Annotated in this window: 9 protein-coding genes and 1 tRNA gene; 1 reads left to right on the top strand and 9 read right to left on the bottom strand. The window is 59.4% G+C overall.

Annotation, left to right across the window (positions count from 1 at the left end):
- Positions 1-121: 121 nt before the first annotated feature.
- From HMPREF3114_RS18440 to HMPREF3114_RS18460, 6 genes are all read right to left on the bottom strand, one after another.
- Positions 122-862, bottom strand: a complete 741-nt coding sequence (locus HMPREF3114_RS18440; protein ID WP_070490350.1) for a fimbrial biogenesis chaperone — start codon at positions 860-862, stop codon at positions 122-124.
- 96 nt (positions 863-958) lie between these two features.
- Positions 959-1,561: a fimbrial protein gene (locus HMPREF3114_RS18445; protein WP_083297622.1), complete on the bottom strand. Its 603-nt coding sequence runs from the start codon at positions 1,559-1,561 to the stop codon at positions 959-961.
- A gap of 419 nt (positions 1,562-1,980) precedes the next feature.
- Positions 1,981-4,998: an autotransporter family protein gene (locus HMPREF3114_RS18450; protein WP_176746394.1), complete on the bottom strand. Its 3,018-nt coding sequence runs from the start codon at positions 4,996-4,998 to the stop codon at positions 1,981-1,983.
- Positions 4,949-6,073, bottom strand: coding sequence for an ESPR domain-containing protein (locus tag HMPREF3114_RS20755; protein WP_083297618.1), 1,125 nt, complete (start codon positions 6,071-6,073; stop codon positions 4,949-4,951). Before HMPREF3114_RS20755 ends, HMPREF3114_RS18450 begins: the two co-directional genes overlap by 50 nt.
- Positions 6,074-6,901: 828 nt before the next feature.
- Positions 6,902-7,243 (bottom strand): H-NS histone family protein, encoded by a 342-nt coding sequence (locus tag HMPREF3114_RS18455; RefSeq protein WP_083297619.1) that lies wholly within the window; start codon positions 7,241-7,243, stop codon positions 6,902-6,904.
- A 3,006-nt stretch (positions 7,244-10,249) separates the two neighbouring features.
- Positions 10,250-10,495: a hypothetical protein gene (locus HMPREF3114_RS18460; protein ID WP_141750850.1), complete on the bottom strand. Its 246-nt coding sequence runs from the start codon at positions 10,493-10,495 to the stop codon at positions 10,250-10,252.
- 437 nt (positions 10,496-10,932) lie between these two features.
- On the opposite strand from HMPREF3114_RS18460, the gene HMPREF3114_RS18465 reads away from it, so the two are divergent.
- Positions 10,933-11,823: a LysR family transcriptional regulator gene (locus HMPREF3114_RS18465; RefSeq protein WP_070490357.1), complete on the top strand. Its 891-nt coding sequence runs from the start codon at positions 10,933-10,935 to the stop codon at positions 11,821-11,823.
- Positions 11,824-11,871: 48 nt separating this feature from the next.
- Here the strand turns inward: HMPREF3114_RS18465 and HMPREF3114_RS18470 are convergent, their stop codons facing one another.
- The 3 genes from HMPREF3114_RS18470 to pgsA all read right to left on the bottom strand — a co-directional run bounded on the left by HMPREF3114_RS18470 (position 11,872) and on the right by pgsA (position 14,998).
- Entirely contained in the window at positions 11,872-13,833 is a 1,962-nt protein-coding gene (locus HMPREF3114_RS18470; RefSeq protein WP_256337657.1) for a tyrosine-type recombinase/integrase, read from the bottom strand.
- A gap of 226 nt (positions 13,834-14,059) precedes the next feature.
- A tRNA-Gly gene (locus tag HMPREF3114_RS18475) sits at positions 14,060-14,135 on the bottom strand.
- 236 nt (positions 14,136-14,371) lie between these two features.
- Positions 14,372-14,998 (bottom strand): CDP-diacylglycerol--glycerol-3-phosphate 3-phosphatidyltransferase, encoded by a 627-nt coding sequence (gene pgsA, locus HMPREF3114_RS18480; protein ID WP_005412825.1) that lies wholly within the window; start codon positions 14,996-14,998, stop codon positions 14,372-14,374.
- Positions 14,999-15,009 lie beyond the last annotated feature (11 nt).

Consider the following 15,009-nt stretch of genomic DNA (forward strand, 5'->3'; position numbering starts at 1 on the left):
ACAAGATTCAGCTCGTCACGGTCGAGAGACGCCCTGCCACGCGAACGCGGCGTCAATCAGGATGAAAGCGGAACGTTGGAGAGTCGCTCACGCGCGACGAAGAGGCGCGCGGGACCGAGCGTTAGGGGGAGAAAGTCGCTTCGTACGGAACGAATGCACCGTAGTCATTGACCACGGTGAGCACCAGTTGACCTGCGGCCGCGTTCGGGGAACCTGGCACTGGAAATTCCGCCACGCCCTTTGCGGGGCACATCCCGCCTTTGGAAACGCTCATGTTGGGCGGTGCATTCTTGAACGACACGTCGCTAAAAGACACATTGAACGGCGTGCCATTGGTGCACTCTAGAATGGACGCTCCACCGCGGCTACGCAGATGCCATACTAAATTCTTCACCGCCGTCTCAGGCGTACCTACCAACCCCTTGGGTCGGTAAAACAGCTTGATGCGTGTGCGGACCGCCATCTGCACATAGTTTTGTGGCGCGCCGCCATCGGCCTGCCTGGGCTTGGGCGGGATCTCCAATACATTCAGCCAATACACGCTCTCGCGATCCTGTGGAAGTGTTGCGTCCGACAGCATGATGCGTAGCGTTTGACCCTTGCCAGGATCGACTCGCGACATGGGCGGCGTAACGAGGAAAGGGGCCTTACTGTTTTCGGGGCGCTCGCTGATGTCGCCAGAATCGATCCACGCCTGCACCAAGCGCGCGTCGCTCCCATTGTTGACCATGCTCAACGATGCCTCGCGTTCACCTGCGGAATACACCACGCGTGTGGCGTTGAGTTGAATGCCCGCGTGCGCGACATCCGCCGTGATCATGGCCACGACCAGCGCGCACAGCATGTGGCAAAAAGTCTTCATCACATATTCTCGGCTTGCAAACAACTGCAAAGAGGAAAATGAAACACATGGGCAAGCCGACCTTGCGGCTTGCCCATGCGAAGGTCACAGGGACGATCAGTTGTACTGCATCGAATAGGTCAACGCGGTCTGCACGTTGCCTGCCGTGACGGACCCGGCCGCACCGGTGTTCACGTACTGGGCGATATACTTCAGCGTTGCGGTATTTCCCGCGATTGTGGCGGCAGGCTGGTTATTGCTCAGCACCGTCGCACCCGTAGTTACCACGGCGGGCTGACCCAGCTTGATCTGCTGGTTGGTATTACCGTTCAGCAGCTGCACCTGCACGTTCGAGCCGCCCACGGCCTGGTTCTTCAGATTGTTGGTGGTGGTATCCAAAGCGGCCGTGGACGCGGTTTCGACCCACATCGCGGCCGTCTGGCCGTTGGTGCAATTCGCTCCGCTCAATTTCAGCGCGAACGGGGTCTGCCCCGCAGTCGAATTGGCAGCCTGCAGCGCTTGCGTCGACACGGTTCCCATGGCGACCGTGATCGCCCCGTTCGTACCGGAGGCGCCGCTGGTACCATCGATGACGCAGCTGGCTGCGCTGATCTTGCCGTTGAACGTGATGGTGCCGTCAGCAGCTTGCGCCGACGATACGCCCAGTGTACTCACTGCACAAACTGCGGCAAGGACAGCAGGAAGAAGCATCTGCTTCATGATCATTACCTTTTCATGATTGAATTCCAGCGATCACCTGGAGGGTTGTTATTCGCCTGTTGATCGAAAGCCTCGGAGGCTGCAGAGCGTGCGTTCGGCGACCAGAGTCCACCTGAAAGCACGTAAGAGATTAAGCTCCCATTTTTCGCCCGACTATCAGGCGCGTCTGAAAGTGCACATCGTGCACGGCAGTCTGGACCATGTGCCTGCGTCGAGATAACAGCTATCCGGCGGTGTTGCGCCCCATCTCCCATCGCCAGGTACCACATAACGCAACGTCGAACGTGAAGACGACACGCGGCCTCCGAACAGAGGAAAGGACGTTGCCAACTGGAACGGGTATCCCATGAGTGCGCGCACAAAGAAAAGGGCGGCCCATGAAGGGGCCGCCCTGGGTACCTAGCGTGACAGGCAAATACTTACCAAGCGTATTTCACTGCCAATTGCGCCTTGCCGGCTGAGTAACCTTGCGAGCCCGATTCGAAGCCCAAGCTGCCGTACGCGGACAAGCGCTTGGTGATCTGTCCCTGGACACCCAGCTTGCCCTCGAACCGGTCGCGGGGCAGAGCGTCGGTTACCACGTCGGCATTGAAGCGCATGCTCTGCGCTCCCTTGCCGTGCCACCAGTTCACTTCGGCAAAGGGCTGAAGCACCGGAGCCGCATTGCTGTCCGAGGCATGTCCATGCACACGCACGCCCAAGCGGGTTGTGACACTCGATACCCCTTGGTTGCTCACGATCGTATTGCCCGCTTCCGTGTGATCGCCAGCGTTGTACCTGGTGTAGAGCAACTGCGCCTGCGGCTCTACAAACAGGCGGGTATGACCATTGTCAAAGACCGGGAGCGAGTATCCCGTTTCCAGAGAGGTATTCCATACCCCCGAGCGATATGACTCGGTCGCCAAGCCGCCCCCACCCACGGTGTTTCGGAAACCACCATAGGCTAACCACGCATCCACGTACGGACCGCTGAGCTGATCCTTATGTCCGAACCACGTCGCATACGCACCAGCGCTGTAGCCTTCCACCGTGCCCCGGGCCGAGCCAAGCGTGGTCTTGGACCAGTTGGTCGCACTGCCATAGGCGCCCATCACGCCGGCACGCACACTCCCTTGCGCCCCAACGTCCCAGCGCGCCAAGTCGCTACCCACGTGGATCAAGCGTCGTGCGTCGTCCAAACGCAAGCCTCCGTCGCTAGAACGGCGGCTTTCGGTACCGACGATACGTGCCCATCCGGTACCCTCGCCTCCGGCTTGAGCACTGGCAGCATAAGGGTCGGTGGCCTGCCCCTGTCGATCTCGCAGGGTATGTTGCATGAGTGTCTGGGCGGCGTAACGGTTGCCGAAATAGGCACCCACCTCCGGGCGAACGGGCGATGTCGGCGCGATAGGATCCGGGGCCGGCGTTGCTCCCGACTCGCCTTCACCAGGCGAGGACGGATCCTCCGGCGGCGGCACGTTGCTGGCAGACACGAGATACCAGTCGTCCGATGGTGCGCCTGTACGCGTGGTCGGCACCGATGCGGTGCCGCGCTGAAGTGCATAATCGTACGCGCCGGCGGCCAACGTGCCCTTGCCCTGACGGTAACCATCCGACCTCGGATCGAGCGTGAATGCGCCCGCATCCGTTGTGCCGCCGTTGACCGCCTCCACCACCCGTATGCCTTGTTGGGTCTGTGCCCCACCACCGCCAGTCTGAAGAACCACCAAGCCGGTCGTGCCGGATGCATGACCGCCATCGATCACCAACTTGTCCGTCGGTGATGTGTCATCCCCCATATACGTATTCAGCACAATCGTACCGTTCTGGCCCACGTAGTCGCCGCGAACCGTCAACGTCTTGGGACCGGCGTCTCCGGGCGATGCAAATGCCGCCGTTCCCGCCAGGTGCAAGTTGGTCATATCCGAATTGCCGGTGATCAGCCACCGGCTCGTCGAGTCGACACTCATCGTGTTACCGTTGCGCATCGCCCCTTGCAGTAGCGATCCATCAGCCAGATCGAGATTGATGAGGCTGCCTGTGGTGGCGATCACGTCGCCTCCAACGATAACGTTGCCGCGAGCCGAGACATCAAGCTGCCCCGGCACGCCACCCGGCCCACTGGTCACATTGATCGCCGTGGCCGTGCCACCGGCGATGACGGAACCATCTGTCAGCGCAATCTGCGACACGCCACCGACAGACCGGATGGCCTCGGCTTGCCCGCTATACACAGAGGTGCCTGCGAGGGTAACCTTGTTGGAAAACTGCATGTCTCCGCCACCCAGCAGAATGCCGGCGGCATCGTCGCCGTCACTCTGCAGCGAGCTTTGCGAGAGCACGACCTGGGCACCGTTGTGGACCCGAAGCGCTGCGGCGCCTTGGCCCGACGTAGCGACCTGAATGGTATCGGCCTGGATGCTAGCCCCGCTATTGACGGCGTACAGGCCATAAGCTTTCTCTCCCGACGTATTAACCGTTACCTGGCTAAGATTGACGCCGACCGCCGGGGACACACCTGCTGTCGCGGTAACATTCTCGGTCACGCAGGTATCTCCGGAACCCGCCTGCAAGCTGCATGCTTGCACACCGTAGGCCCCAGCACCGGAGGTGCTCACACGAATCAGTCCGTTGGTACCATCTGCGATCAACGTGGTCGGAGACATGGTGGCCCCGCCAGCCTGCGAGAGTAAGCCGATCGCGGAGTTTCCACTCGTCACCACGTCGCTGTTACCTGTCAATGTCAGCGCACCACCAAACTCCGCGACCACGCCCACCGCGGCAGTGCCGTCTGCGGCCAGCGCTCCACTGGTTTTGACGATGACATTGTTTGCGTTCAGCGACGCCTGCACTCCATTCGCGTCCAGGCCGTACGCGCCATTGCCCGACGTCTCCACTTGTACTGTGTCTAGGGACGCGGTGCCCTGCGTGACTCGCACGCCAGATGACTCACCGCCTTGAGTCGAGACCGTGGCATTTGCAAGCGATGCACTGCCGCCTTGATTGACGTTGAGTCCAGCAGCGAATGCGCCAGTCGTGGCCAATTGGCTGTTGGCAATCCGAAGTTCGCCGGCGTACGTTTGCGCGCCAGCCGCACCATCGCCACTGGTGCTCACATACAATCCGGAGGCATCGACGAGCGCGCCATTGCCATATGATTCCACGCCCGAAGCGTTGGCTCCTTGCGTCTGAATTGCCGTCGTGCCGCGCGCGGTGATTGCTGCGGGCACGGCACTGTCGTCAGTCTGTGCATACAGACCCACCGCGTGTTCACCGCTCGTCTCAATGGTGTTCGTACCATTCAGCATAACGGTACCGCCAAACTCGGCGACTACCGCGGCCGAATCTTGCATCAGCGAACCGTTTGTATAGACGCCACCCGCCGTCTTTATGGTGACGTTGTTCGCATTAATGCTGCCGCCATTTCTTGCATCGAGGCCCGTAGGAGCCGTCTGCATGGGTCTGAACGGAAGAATCGCTAATCGAGACGACGCTGGGACCTGCTGTCCCGGCTGAAGTGACGCCATTGCTATTGATGCCAGCGGTCTCAATAGACGAATTGTCGATCTGGATGGATCCGCCGCTGACGAGTATGCCCGTAGCACCTTTGCCGCCCGTAGTAATCGTGGATCCATCGATGCTGCCGCTGGATCCGCTGTCGACCAGTTGGACACCATGAGAACTCGCTCCCTGTGTGCTGATCGTAGTGTTCTGGGCAGTCAGGGTGGAAGCGCCGTTAACGGCCACACCTCGTGCACTTGAGCCATGGGTGAAAATCTGAGTGTCGCTCAGGAAGAGGTCGGAGTGGTTGAACACGCCAGCACCAGTTGCGTTAGCACCGTTGGTTTCAATGCGTCCGCTTTCCATCCCTACCACCCCGTAGGTATCCCCATATAGACCAACGCCATACGTCCCGCGAGTCAAAATCCTGCTATTCGACAAAAAAAGGTTGCCGCCATTTTCGGCCACGGCCCCCATAGATGACAGCGTGCCGGTCCGGTCTCCGAGAGTCAGAATTCCAACGTTACTGCCCTGAATCACCCCCCCGTTGTCGGCTAACAGACCGTACGACGACGCCCCTTGAGTGAAAATGGCGACCGATTGCGGAGTCGAACCACGTGAGTCGGCGTCCAGGAAGATACGCGCGCCGACGCCATTGGCGACCACCGCACCCGCGTTTACGCCTCCCGTACTGTAAGCACCACCATTGATGCTTAGATCGGTAAATCCTCCAGCGCCGGTTACCAGCACTGCCTCCGAACCATATCCAGTCGTAGTCGCTGTGACGCCGGTGAGCGTCGAGCTCACACCCAGTGGCGCCGAAAATGCCGGAGTGAAGTCGGTTGCCGTCGAGAGCTGCTCGTCATGCAGGTCTAGAGCAAAGGCAGACGAAGTAACACCCAATGCCGCAGCAACCGCACCGACGACCAAGCAGCGCTTGCCCGACGTCCTCACGCTTCGCTTGGCGATTTCGGGAACAACGACCCATCCGTGTAATGCGGTATTCCAAACAAGATTGTAAATTCGATTCATTAATCTGCTTCTCAGAGTTTTTTCCGCCTTAAAGGCAGCGTGCTAGAAATCCGAAGGTTTCGGTAGGCAGGTGATCGCCCTGATCCAGAGGAGGGACGATCACGCGCCTGTTGAACGAAAGAAACGAGAGCTCGTCGTTTCGCGCACTGCGAGTCGCAGGCGCGTGATACCCACTACGGGGTATCAAGGAGGACGGCCGCCCCCCCTACGGCGGAAGTGGGCGAGTGAAACTTCAGGATGAAAAGGATATGGGCAGGACACGACCCTGGCTATCAGGCGCGCCTGAAAACGCGTGCAAATGGGGAGCGCATGTGCTGCCAGGCCATCGTTATGCCCAAGGAGGGACATCGCCTAACAGCGCTGCTCCCTGTCTCGACTACCGGACGCGGCTGTACACACGTGGACGGTCGTCTGCACGCGCAGGTGCATGAAGGGGCCTCATGCGAGGCGCACAAGGCTGCCCCAATCCAACAGCGCGAGTGAGTGAGCGTTCCTGATCACCGGTTTGCCGTTTGTCGTCACCTACTCGAGGACAGCCAGCCAACGCATGTCCAGCGGCGCGCCGCCATGGCAGAACGGGGAACGGGATGCTGGCGAGCCGTGACCTGACACAGTTGGGCATTTGTTCTCGGGACCGCGTGCGCAAAGTCGTTCCCCAAAGCCAACGATAAATCCCGTGTACCCAACCAACATTGACGGCCTATCGCATGCCGGACTTGCAGCGAGCGAGCACCGACATTGACCATGCCGATCCCGCATTCGACACGGCCAGCTCATCGCGCTTGTGTTCCATGCATCCCCATACGATGGAGCTTAGATTCTGTAGCCTTAGGTCAGCAGGAACTCATCCGGATCCTTGTTCTTCATCCACGCCGGGGGTCTTCCACGCCCTGTCCAGGTTCGCCCCGAGACCGGGTCCATATACTTGACCGCTGCCTTGCGACTACGTTTGCGCAGTTTCCCCTTGGGCATCGCGTGCCGGATCTGCGACAGATCAATGTCGTACTCGGTCATCGTCCGTACGATGAGCGCCAATGCATCCCCGAGGGCACGCTGGCGCGCCTCGGCAACACGCTGCTCTAGTACGTGGTATTCGCGCAGTAGTTCGAGGTAAGTTTTTCGGACATCCGGCTCCCCGTTATCATCACTGGCTGTACGCTGTTCTTTCATATCGCCTCCTGCGTTAAAAATGCCTTCCGTGGCTTACGCTGATGTCGTTCCTACACTACTTAAACCAACGCGGCGCCACCGCAGCACGGTAAGAAGGCGCCTGTTCTTGATGATGAAAGAAAGCCGCCAGACAGAAGGCGGATGTCAGGAAGAAGTTCAAGTGGTGGCGCCCTAGGGCCTCGAAGCAATTCCCACATCACGAATGAGCGACCCTCGCGCCGCGGAAACAACGCTTCACTATTGTCTTGAGCAAGTCTTCGTTAGTCCGAGGTTCCGTGCCTGCCAATCGCGCCAGATACACTCAAGTAAGCATCGGGGTCGAAAGGCCGATCGTGAAAGCGTCAAACTCGTGCTAGATATAGGAAGTCAGCCCCTCAACTTGCCGAATAGTGTTCGCTCATAGTCATCCTCCTCCCCCTCGATCGGACCTTGAGTGAAAAAGAGAATCCAGCGGCCATGCTGAACACCCAGCGCATGTAGAGTCTGCAGTTGCTGTTGACTCCAATCGGAGCCCACCCTTACTTGGGGAGGTGAACCCTTCCCAGGCGCTAACAGCCGATAGAACCCCAAGGCCACACCTACCTGATAGGCAGAGAGGGCTTGGTCATCGCCGTGGCATCGCCAGTTGTTTTTGTGTGATTTCGCCAGACCGCGGCACGCCGCAAAGATCGCTTCAGCCTGTAATAAGCAACACTGCGCCCAGCTGACGCCATCGGCAGGCGGCAAGCGTCGGGGGTGCATTAACATCAAACTCTGGAGGCATGCTTGGATTGAGGCCACCCTGGCCGCTGTTAGAACGCAAGCTGGATCCTTTCGCCTATGTTTCACGAGTGATCTCCCTAGGTGCTCTGTGACGACTTCTTGCGGACCAACTTTGGGGGTGGCCCCTCAACGGGAGTGAGTCAGATCAGCCAGTGAAAGAACCGCCGCCAAACCTTGCCATACGGCCTCAATGCACACCCTCTCAGAAATTATCCGCAGCTCCCCCAAGAGGGTATGTCGCTCCATGACTATCAGATTCGATCGCACTCGACATGAGCTCGCTAGATGCATGCGCGTGCTGAGACCGGCATCCGATTCGCCTCTCTGCAGAAAGTCTGGTTTTCTATGATGTTTTTCAAACAATTGGCATGCAATAAGACGCGTCTGATTTTTTGGTCCCCGGTAGCGGAGCGGTCTCTTGCGCAGATAGCTGCGCTTGCGGCTCGCGTTAAGCGGGTCGCACCTCACAATCCGGCGATTTTTAGGATTCGCCTGATACTCGCGAGGCAGATGAGTCCGGATACTGTTCAAGGCTAGCTTTAATATCCACTCGGAGCCTCGATGATCACCCTGTCGCCCGTTCAAAGGCTTCGCAACCTCCAGGTCGCACTGCGGACGTTGGCAGCCAAGTACGATGAAAGAATTGAGAGCCTTTCGCGTGTCGACCCAACCAATCCGCGCCTTCCGGAAATGCGACAGCGGGCGGCTCAACTGAGACGGTCGACAGAGAAAGAACTGTGAAGACTTAGCTGGAACGTTCATTCTCAGCAACATCTTCCACAGAACACTGCCAGCGTGTAGATATCGCAAAGGCCACTTCCAGACCCCGAAAGACGATGTCACTGAGAGGGGCGGGATGCAGTTCCCTTTAGATGCCATGACTACTCGTGTGTGCAGTCAGCGATGACAATCAAGCACCATGCCAGGCTCAGGCGTCAACCGAGGCAATGCTTGCGACGGCAGCCGGCCTGTTCGGCAAGAGACTTCACACCAAGCTCCCACGAGGGCGCGCGCCTGCTAGCCCTAGAATTCAGATTTGCCTGATGTACACCACACATGTCGGCCTGCACACTATCGAAGCAGCACCATAGAAACTTACTTGCAGCCGATGAAGCATCTCAATCTCCACTCGCCAAATCGCGCGACGCAAAAAGATCGGACTCAATTGCGGTGGTTGCTGCGAAGCATTGGCACGGTCTCGGTTGCGCTGTCCGTCAGCATTCAAATGCTTGGCGTACAAGGTGCCTCCGTAAAGGCCTTTGCTGCCGTGCTGGCCTGTTACGGCGTAGTCTATTGCGTGCTGAGCCTGTTGAGGGGTAAGCCGACTCTCATTGATTGTATGCTGACACTTTTCAGTATCGCTAACTTGCTTTGGCTCATTGGATAGTTCGAGCGGCATCCAGAGAATGCAGCTCTTCCGTTCAAGCCGTTTTCAGCTGAAAGTCCTGTACGTACGACCTCCGACTTTTGTTTGCCCGTGTCCAGAACGCTGCTGCTCTGCGCTCGATGCCGCAGAGCGCACTTCGGTGACTGCGTATCACACAGTGGTCGCACGAAAAGCTCCACTGCGGTTTTGGCAGACTCCCTTGAACGTCAAGCGGCGGACGCGGAATCGGACCGTCAAAACATTGCAACACGCTAAGATCCTCGCCGAGTACGACCAAGGCTATGACGCAGTGCATGTGTAGCCGCACGATCTGCCGGCATCAATCGCTCCTCGATCAGGGTTCGTCCGTTCGGTCGCGCCGGATCAATGTCGACGATCCCGTACATGAATCATTCCACGTGCGTGTTCTGTCGCAATCTGCTACTCAGCGTCGAAGTCGCGCAGCGACTCACTGCCCACCCTGGCGCGCGTGGGCAAATTTCTCGGTGACGAGTCCTCTCCATCTATGGTGCGATGCTGGACTTAGCCCAAGAGCAGCTACTCTGATCAATGACTGTTTGCATCCGTAATGAGGACATCCGCAATGGCGATGAGCCGTTCGATAGCGGTTTTCGGCAGCGTTCTGCTCGGCGGCGGCTTCGTGGCGATAGGCCTTATCCTCCGGCGGATTCCATCAAAGCTTCGAAGTGACGCACATCTCGACCACCAGGGAAGAGAGCCGCATGTTGAGCAACGCCCATTGTTGCGGGACCGAGCGCCGTTGCTATTGATAGCTGCAGTTGCGGTTATCATTGGTATTACCTTGATATTTTCGTCTGTGCAAGCCGGCGAGCTCAGGTCCTGCGCAATGTCGCCTATCAACGAATGCCCACGGTGTCGAACGTGGGAGCACGATCGTGCCCGCATTCACCAGCGCGGACGCCCAGTTCGACCAAGAATGCCGGCAGCTTCCGCTGGCGCGCCACAAAGTCAAAATCCTCCTCGCTGACAGTCTCCAGCTCGGGAAAAGCCGCCAAGCAAGTGTGAAAGGCTCCCCAGACCATTTCGATGAAAGCAATTTCAGATTTGTCTGATGTCCCGCTTCGGATATGCAAGCTATACACTATTCAATGCGTCCCAGCGACCTTCTTGTAGCTCCATTTAGCAATGCACAGCCATCCACAGTGGCGGGAGCAGTGCGTTGCCTTACGTCATTGGCATTCCATGGCGATCCGGCCGGCACAGCAGTAGCGCCATCGCACTATCCCATGGCATATCGGAGGAGCTGACTTAATCCGTCGCTTTCCCCGAGGCATTTTTCGCTAGCGTTACTGTCGATGGGTGAGCCACACCTAGTTCCAGGCTCCTCGTCCCATCGGCTTACAAGAAGTAGGTCAGCGTTGCTAGCTGCTAGCAGTCTCGATCTACCGCAACGCGGCTTGGCCATGCAAAGGGCCGACGATACGCGTCAGGCCTATATATCGTCGAGTTCAGTCCGCTCTCTATCGAATGTCCTCGCCTATCGTACGGTCTTCGGGCCGTTTTCAGAGAAGTGGTTGCCATGGAGTTGCGGCACCTGAGGTACTTTGCTCGCTTGGCTGAAGAGTTGCACTTCACACGGGCAGCAGAGCGCCTTCACATTGAGCAGCCTCCCTTATCCCGGGCCATCAAGGAACTGGAGGGCGAATTGGGCGTAGTGCTATTTAATCGAGATCGGCGAGGAACCCAATTGACACCCGCCGGCTTGGCGCTCTTGCAAGACGTTCGCAGGCTATTTGCGCTGCTAGAACAGACCCGAGAGAACGTCAGGGCAGTAGCTGAGGGTCTGCGAGGTAGCGTGCGCCTGGCCATTTCTGACGGTGCATTCGATCGGCGGCTGTCTTCCTTCCTAGCGCATTGCCGAGAGGAGGAGCCAGATATTGAGGTGCGATTATCAGAGGTGTCATTGGCCGAACAATTGAAAGGACTACGATCAGGGTATTTCTTGGCCGGGCTTGCTCATACTGCGGAAGTTGGCGACGAAATCCTCGCGCAACCCTTGTGGCAGGCCCCTTTGATCGTGGCAATGCCCCAGCGGCATCCTCTACTTGCCAACAAGCGGGTCCCCCTTATCGAGCTCACGTGCTATCCGCTCGTGCTGTACGACCCGCATATGTTCGAGGGATATTATCGAGAGTTGGATCGCTTGCTGCATTCGCTGGAATGGAATTCAAGGGGCGTCGAACACGCGTCATCATTGGACATGATGCTTACGTTGGTGAGCGCGGGGTACGGGATCGGTTTCACCACGGCCGCAAGAATGGCGGTCAGTCAACGACCGGACATTGTTGTGCGGCCTTTGGCTCTGGATTCGGCGATGATCACTACCTACTTGCTTCAGCGGCGCAGCGGGCGTCCTCACCCTACGTTGGAAAGGTTAGTCGTCCGACTGCGTTCACAAGACGTTGCCTAGATGCTCCGCCCCATGGAATGCTGTTCTGCATGAATCAGAACGAGAATTCTAGGACTCATCTGTAGAGCCACGAGTCGCGTGACGACAAGTTATGACACTCGCAGGCAAGCCGTCGCAATAGTCCTCTTCCGGCGCAGGTTGCGCAGCAACCCCGACGAACGGCTCCGTCTTAGACATGCAGACGCCATTGATGACTCGGATGATTGCTGGCACGTTGGTCGGCGTGACCGCATCAATGGCCGCTCGATCACCCAGGTCGGGGTGCGGCTGGGTCAGCATGCGGTACAGGTCCCACGAATCCGCGTGCGGGCACTGGTTCATGAGCACTTGGGCCAGCTTGTGCTTGAGCGGCACCAGTTGCCAGTCGGGAACCCGCTGCCCCCGGTTGCCCAGGCTGATGGACAACAGCTTGCCCGCTTTCAGCTCGCGGCTGATCTGGTCCTTGGACTTCCCGGCCAGTTTGCCGAACAGCGGGACCGGCAGATTGTTCGGCGACTCGTAGATGGCCAGTATTTCCTCACGCTCGCGCTGGATGGCGGACACTTCCGGCTCTGGGGCATGCACCGGAGGCGGCGGCACCTGCGACAGCCGTTGGAACGTGACTCCACCGCTGTTCGGGGTCACGACGATGGGCGTGGCCACCACGGGCGGCAAGCCAGGGACAGCGGGCTCGGCAACCGCGGGGACCGCGCCCACCGCTTCCTCCGCTTCCGCCATCGCAGGCACCCCGTCGATGCGGATGGTCAGGTGCGCGCCCGCCGCTTCCACTTCGCCCTGTTCGAGCAAGTCGAGGCGATCGGCCCAGTCCTGCATCATCCGGCGGCGCGGCTCCACGTACTTCGCGTGGTTGTAGGCCGAGCTGACCTTGTTCGGGTCGGAGTGCGAAAGCTGCGCATCCACCCAAATCTTTGGGTAGCCGATCTCGTTGAGCGCCGTCGAGATGGTGCCGCGGATGCCGTGGCCCGTCAGGCGCCCCTCGTAGCCCATGAGCTGCACCGCCTTGTTGAGGGTGTTCTCGCTGATGCGCTTCTTGAGTTCGCTGCGATGCGACAGCAGGTACTTCTGCGCCGGCCGCATCACGCCCAAGAGATAGCGGACGATCTCGATGGCTTGCAGGGACAGGGGCACGATGTAGGGCGGCACGTCCTGCGGCCGCTTGCCGGCCTTGCGCATTTCGTCCTGGAGCTGCTTGACGACCTGCGGCGGGATGATCCACAAGCCGCGATCGAGGTCGAACTGCTCGGGTTCGGCCAGCCGCAACTCGCCCGTGCGCACCCCCGTCAAGAACAGCAGCCGGACGCCAAGCTGGGTCTGCCAACCGCGGGGGTTGTAGAGCCGGAGCTTCTGAAGGAACTCGGGTAGCTCGGGCAGGTGCAGGTAGGGATTGTGGGCCACCGGGGGCTTGGGCTCGGCCACCACGTCCAGATCCGCGGCCGGGTTGACTTCCAGCCCCTCGGCGATGACCAGGGCATAGCGGAACATCTGGTTGAGCCAGGTGCGCACCTTCTCGGCGGTGGTGAACGCCTTGCGCTTCTCGATCGCCGCCACGACGCCCACAAGCTGGGGCCGGCGAATGTCGTAGATCGACATCTTTCCCAGGGTGGGCAGTACGTCCTTGTTGAAGATGCGCAGGATCTGCGAAAGCGTGCTCTGGCGGCCTTCCTTGAGTTCCTTGCGGCGATGCTCGACCCAGGCATCAAAGACGTTCTTGAAGGTGTATTCGCCGGCCAGCTTGGCTGCGTGCCGGCGCTGGTCGCGTTCGATTTGGGGATCGATCCCCCTGGCGAGCAGGGCTTGGGCCTTGTCCCGCTCGGCGCGGGCCTCGCGCAGACTGAGGGCGGGATAGCCGCCCAGGGACATCCGCTTCTGCTTGCCCAGCCAGTAGTAGCGGAAGATCCACGACTTGCCGCCTGCGGCAGAGACCATCAGGCCCAGGCAGTCGTTGTCGGCGAGGGTGTAGCGCTTGCCGGTGGTCCTTGCCTGCCGGACGGTCAGATCAGAGAGTGCCATTTCGAGGCTCCTAAGTTATGACTTAGGCCTAATGCTCGTCATGGTTCCCGCTCAGCCCCAGCAACTATCCGGTAGCCGTCCCAACCGCATTCTTGTGCCTCAATTGGTCACTTAAAAACGGTAGCTGTGGGTGGATTTCCGTGGCGCTCGCTGGAATGAAAAAAGGGGCCGAAGCCCCTCTTTTCAACGACTTACAGACGTCAGTGGAAGTCTGTAGATCATAACTTGGAGCGGGAAACGAGACTCGAACTCGCGACCTCAACCTTGGCAAGGTTGCGCTCTACCAACTGAGCTATTCCCGCTTGGGAGGCGAAATTCTACCTATTCTGGGAATGGCGTCAAGCGGTTTTTTCGGGGCCTGCGAGGCGCCTTGCACCGCGTATCCACGCATGGCGTGGATCTACTACAGCATCCTCGCACACCGTTGGATCCGCATCATCCGTGGATGCAGCATTTCCAGTAGATCCACGCCATGCGTGGATGGCAGCAACCGTGGGGTCAGAGCCCTTTCCTGCGGAAAGGGATCCGACCCCGGGGCTCAGTTGCCCAGCTTCTTCTGCCGTGCACGCTCGCGCGCGGCGCGCTCGTCATCGCGCAGGCTCGGCCAGGCGGCGTGCAGGTACTGCAGGCCCGACCACAGGGTCAGTACCGCGGCAATCGCCAAAGTCCAGTCACCGATGTGGAACACCGGCCAGCCCATCCAGATGTCTTCCACCGGCACGTTGGGGGCCACCGAATACAGCAGGCACAGCAGCGCGACCATCTGCGCGGTGGTCTTGATCTTGCCGATCATCGCCACGCGCACCTTGGCGCGCTGGCCCAGCTCGGCCATCCACTCTCGCAGCGCCGATACCGCGATCTCGCGGCCGACGATCACTGCCGCCCAGAACGCCATCCACGGCGTCGGATGGCCCTGCACGATCAGGAACAGCGCTACTGCCACCATCAGCTTGTCCGCGACCGGGTCGAGGAACGCACCGAAGGCCGACTCCAGCTGGTAACGGCGTGCGATCCAGCCGTCGAGCCAGTCGGTGATCGCGGCCAGGCCGAAGATCGCCGCCGAAGCGAAGTTGGTCCAGGTGTAGGGCAGGTAGAACACCAGCACCAGCACCGGGATCATCACGATCCGCAACAACGTCAGCCAGGTGGGCAGGGTCAACTTCATGCTTGCGTGCT

The sequence above is a fragment of the Stenotrophomonas sp. HMSC10F07 genome (assembly GCF_001807895.1).
Lineage (GTDB): Bacteria > Pseudomonadota > Gammaproteobacteria > Xanthomonadales > Xanthomonadaceae > Stenotrophomonas > Stenotrophomonas sepilia.

Excerpts from the sequence above, each read along its gene's own strand:
- HMPREF3114_RS18440 (WP_070490350.1), bottom strand. The coding sequence starts at position 862 with ATGAAGACTTTTTGCCACATGCTGTGCGCGCTGGTCGTGGCCATGATC.
- HMPREF3114_RS18445 (WP_083297622.1), bottom strand. The coding sequence starts at position 1,561 with ATGAAGCAGATGCTTCTTCCTGCTGTCCTTGCCGCAGTTTGTGCAGTG.
- HMPREF3114_RS18450 (WP_176746394.1), bottom strand. The coding sequence starts at position 4,998 with ATGCAGACGGCTCCTACGGGCCTCGATGCAAGAAATGGCGGCAGCATT.
- HMPREF3114_RS20755 (WP_083297618.1), bottom strand. The coding sequence starts at position 6,073 with ATGAATCGAATTTACAATCTTGTTTGGAATACCGCATTACACGGATGG.
- HMPREF3114_RS18455 (WP_083297619.1), bottom strand. The coding sequence starts at position 7,243 with ATGAAAGAACAGCGTACAGCCAGTGATGATAACGGGGAGCCGGATGTC.
- HMPREF3114_RS18465 (WP_070490357.1), top strand. The coding sequence starts at position 10,933 with ATGGAGTTGCGGCACCTGAGGTACTTTGCTCGCTTGGCTGAAGAGTTG.
- HMPREF3114_RS18470 (WP_256337657.1), bottom strand. The coding sequence starts at position 13,833 with ATGGCACTCTCTGATCTGACCGTCCGGCAGGCAAGGACCACCGGCAAG.
- pgsA (WP_005412825.1), bottom strand. The coding sequence starts at position 14,998 with ATGAAGTTGACCCTGCCCACCTGGCTGACGTTGTTGCGGATCGTGATG.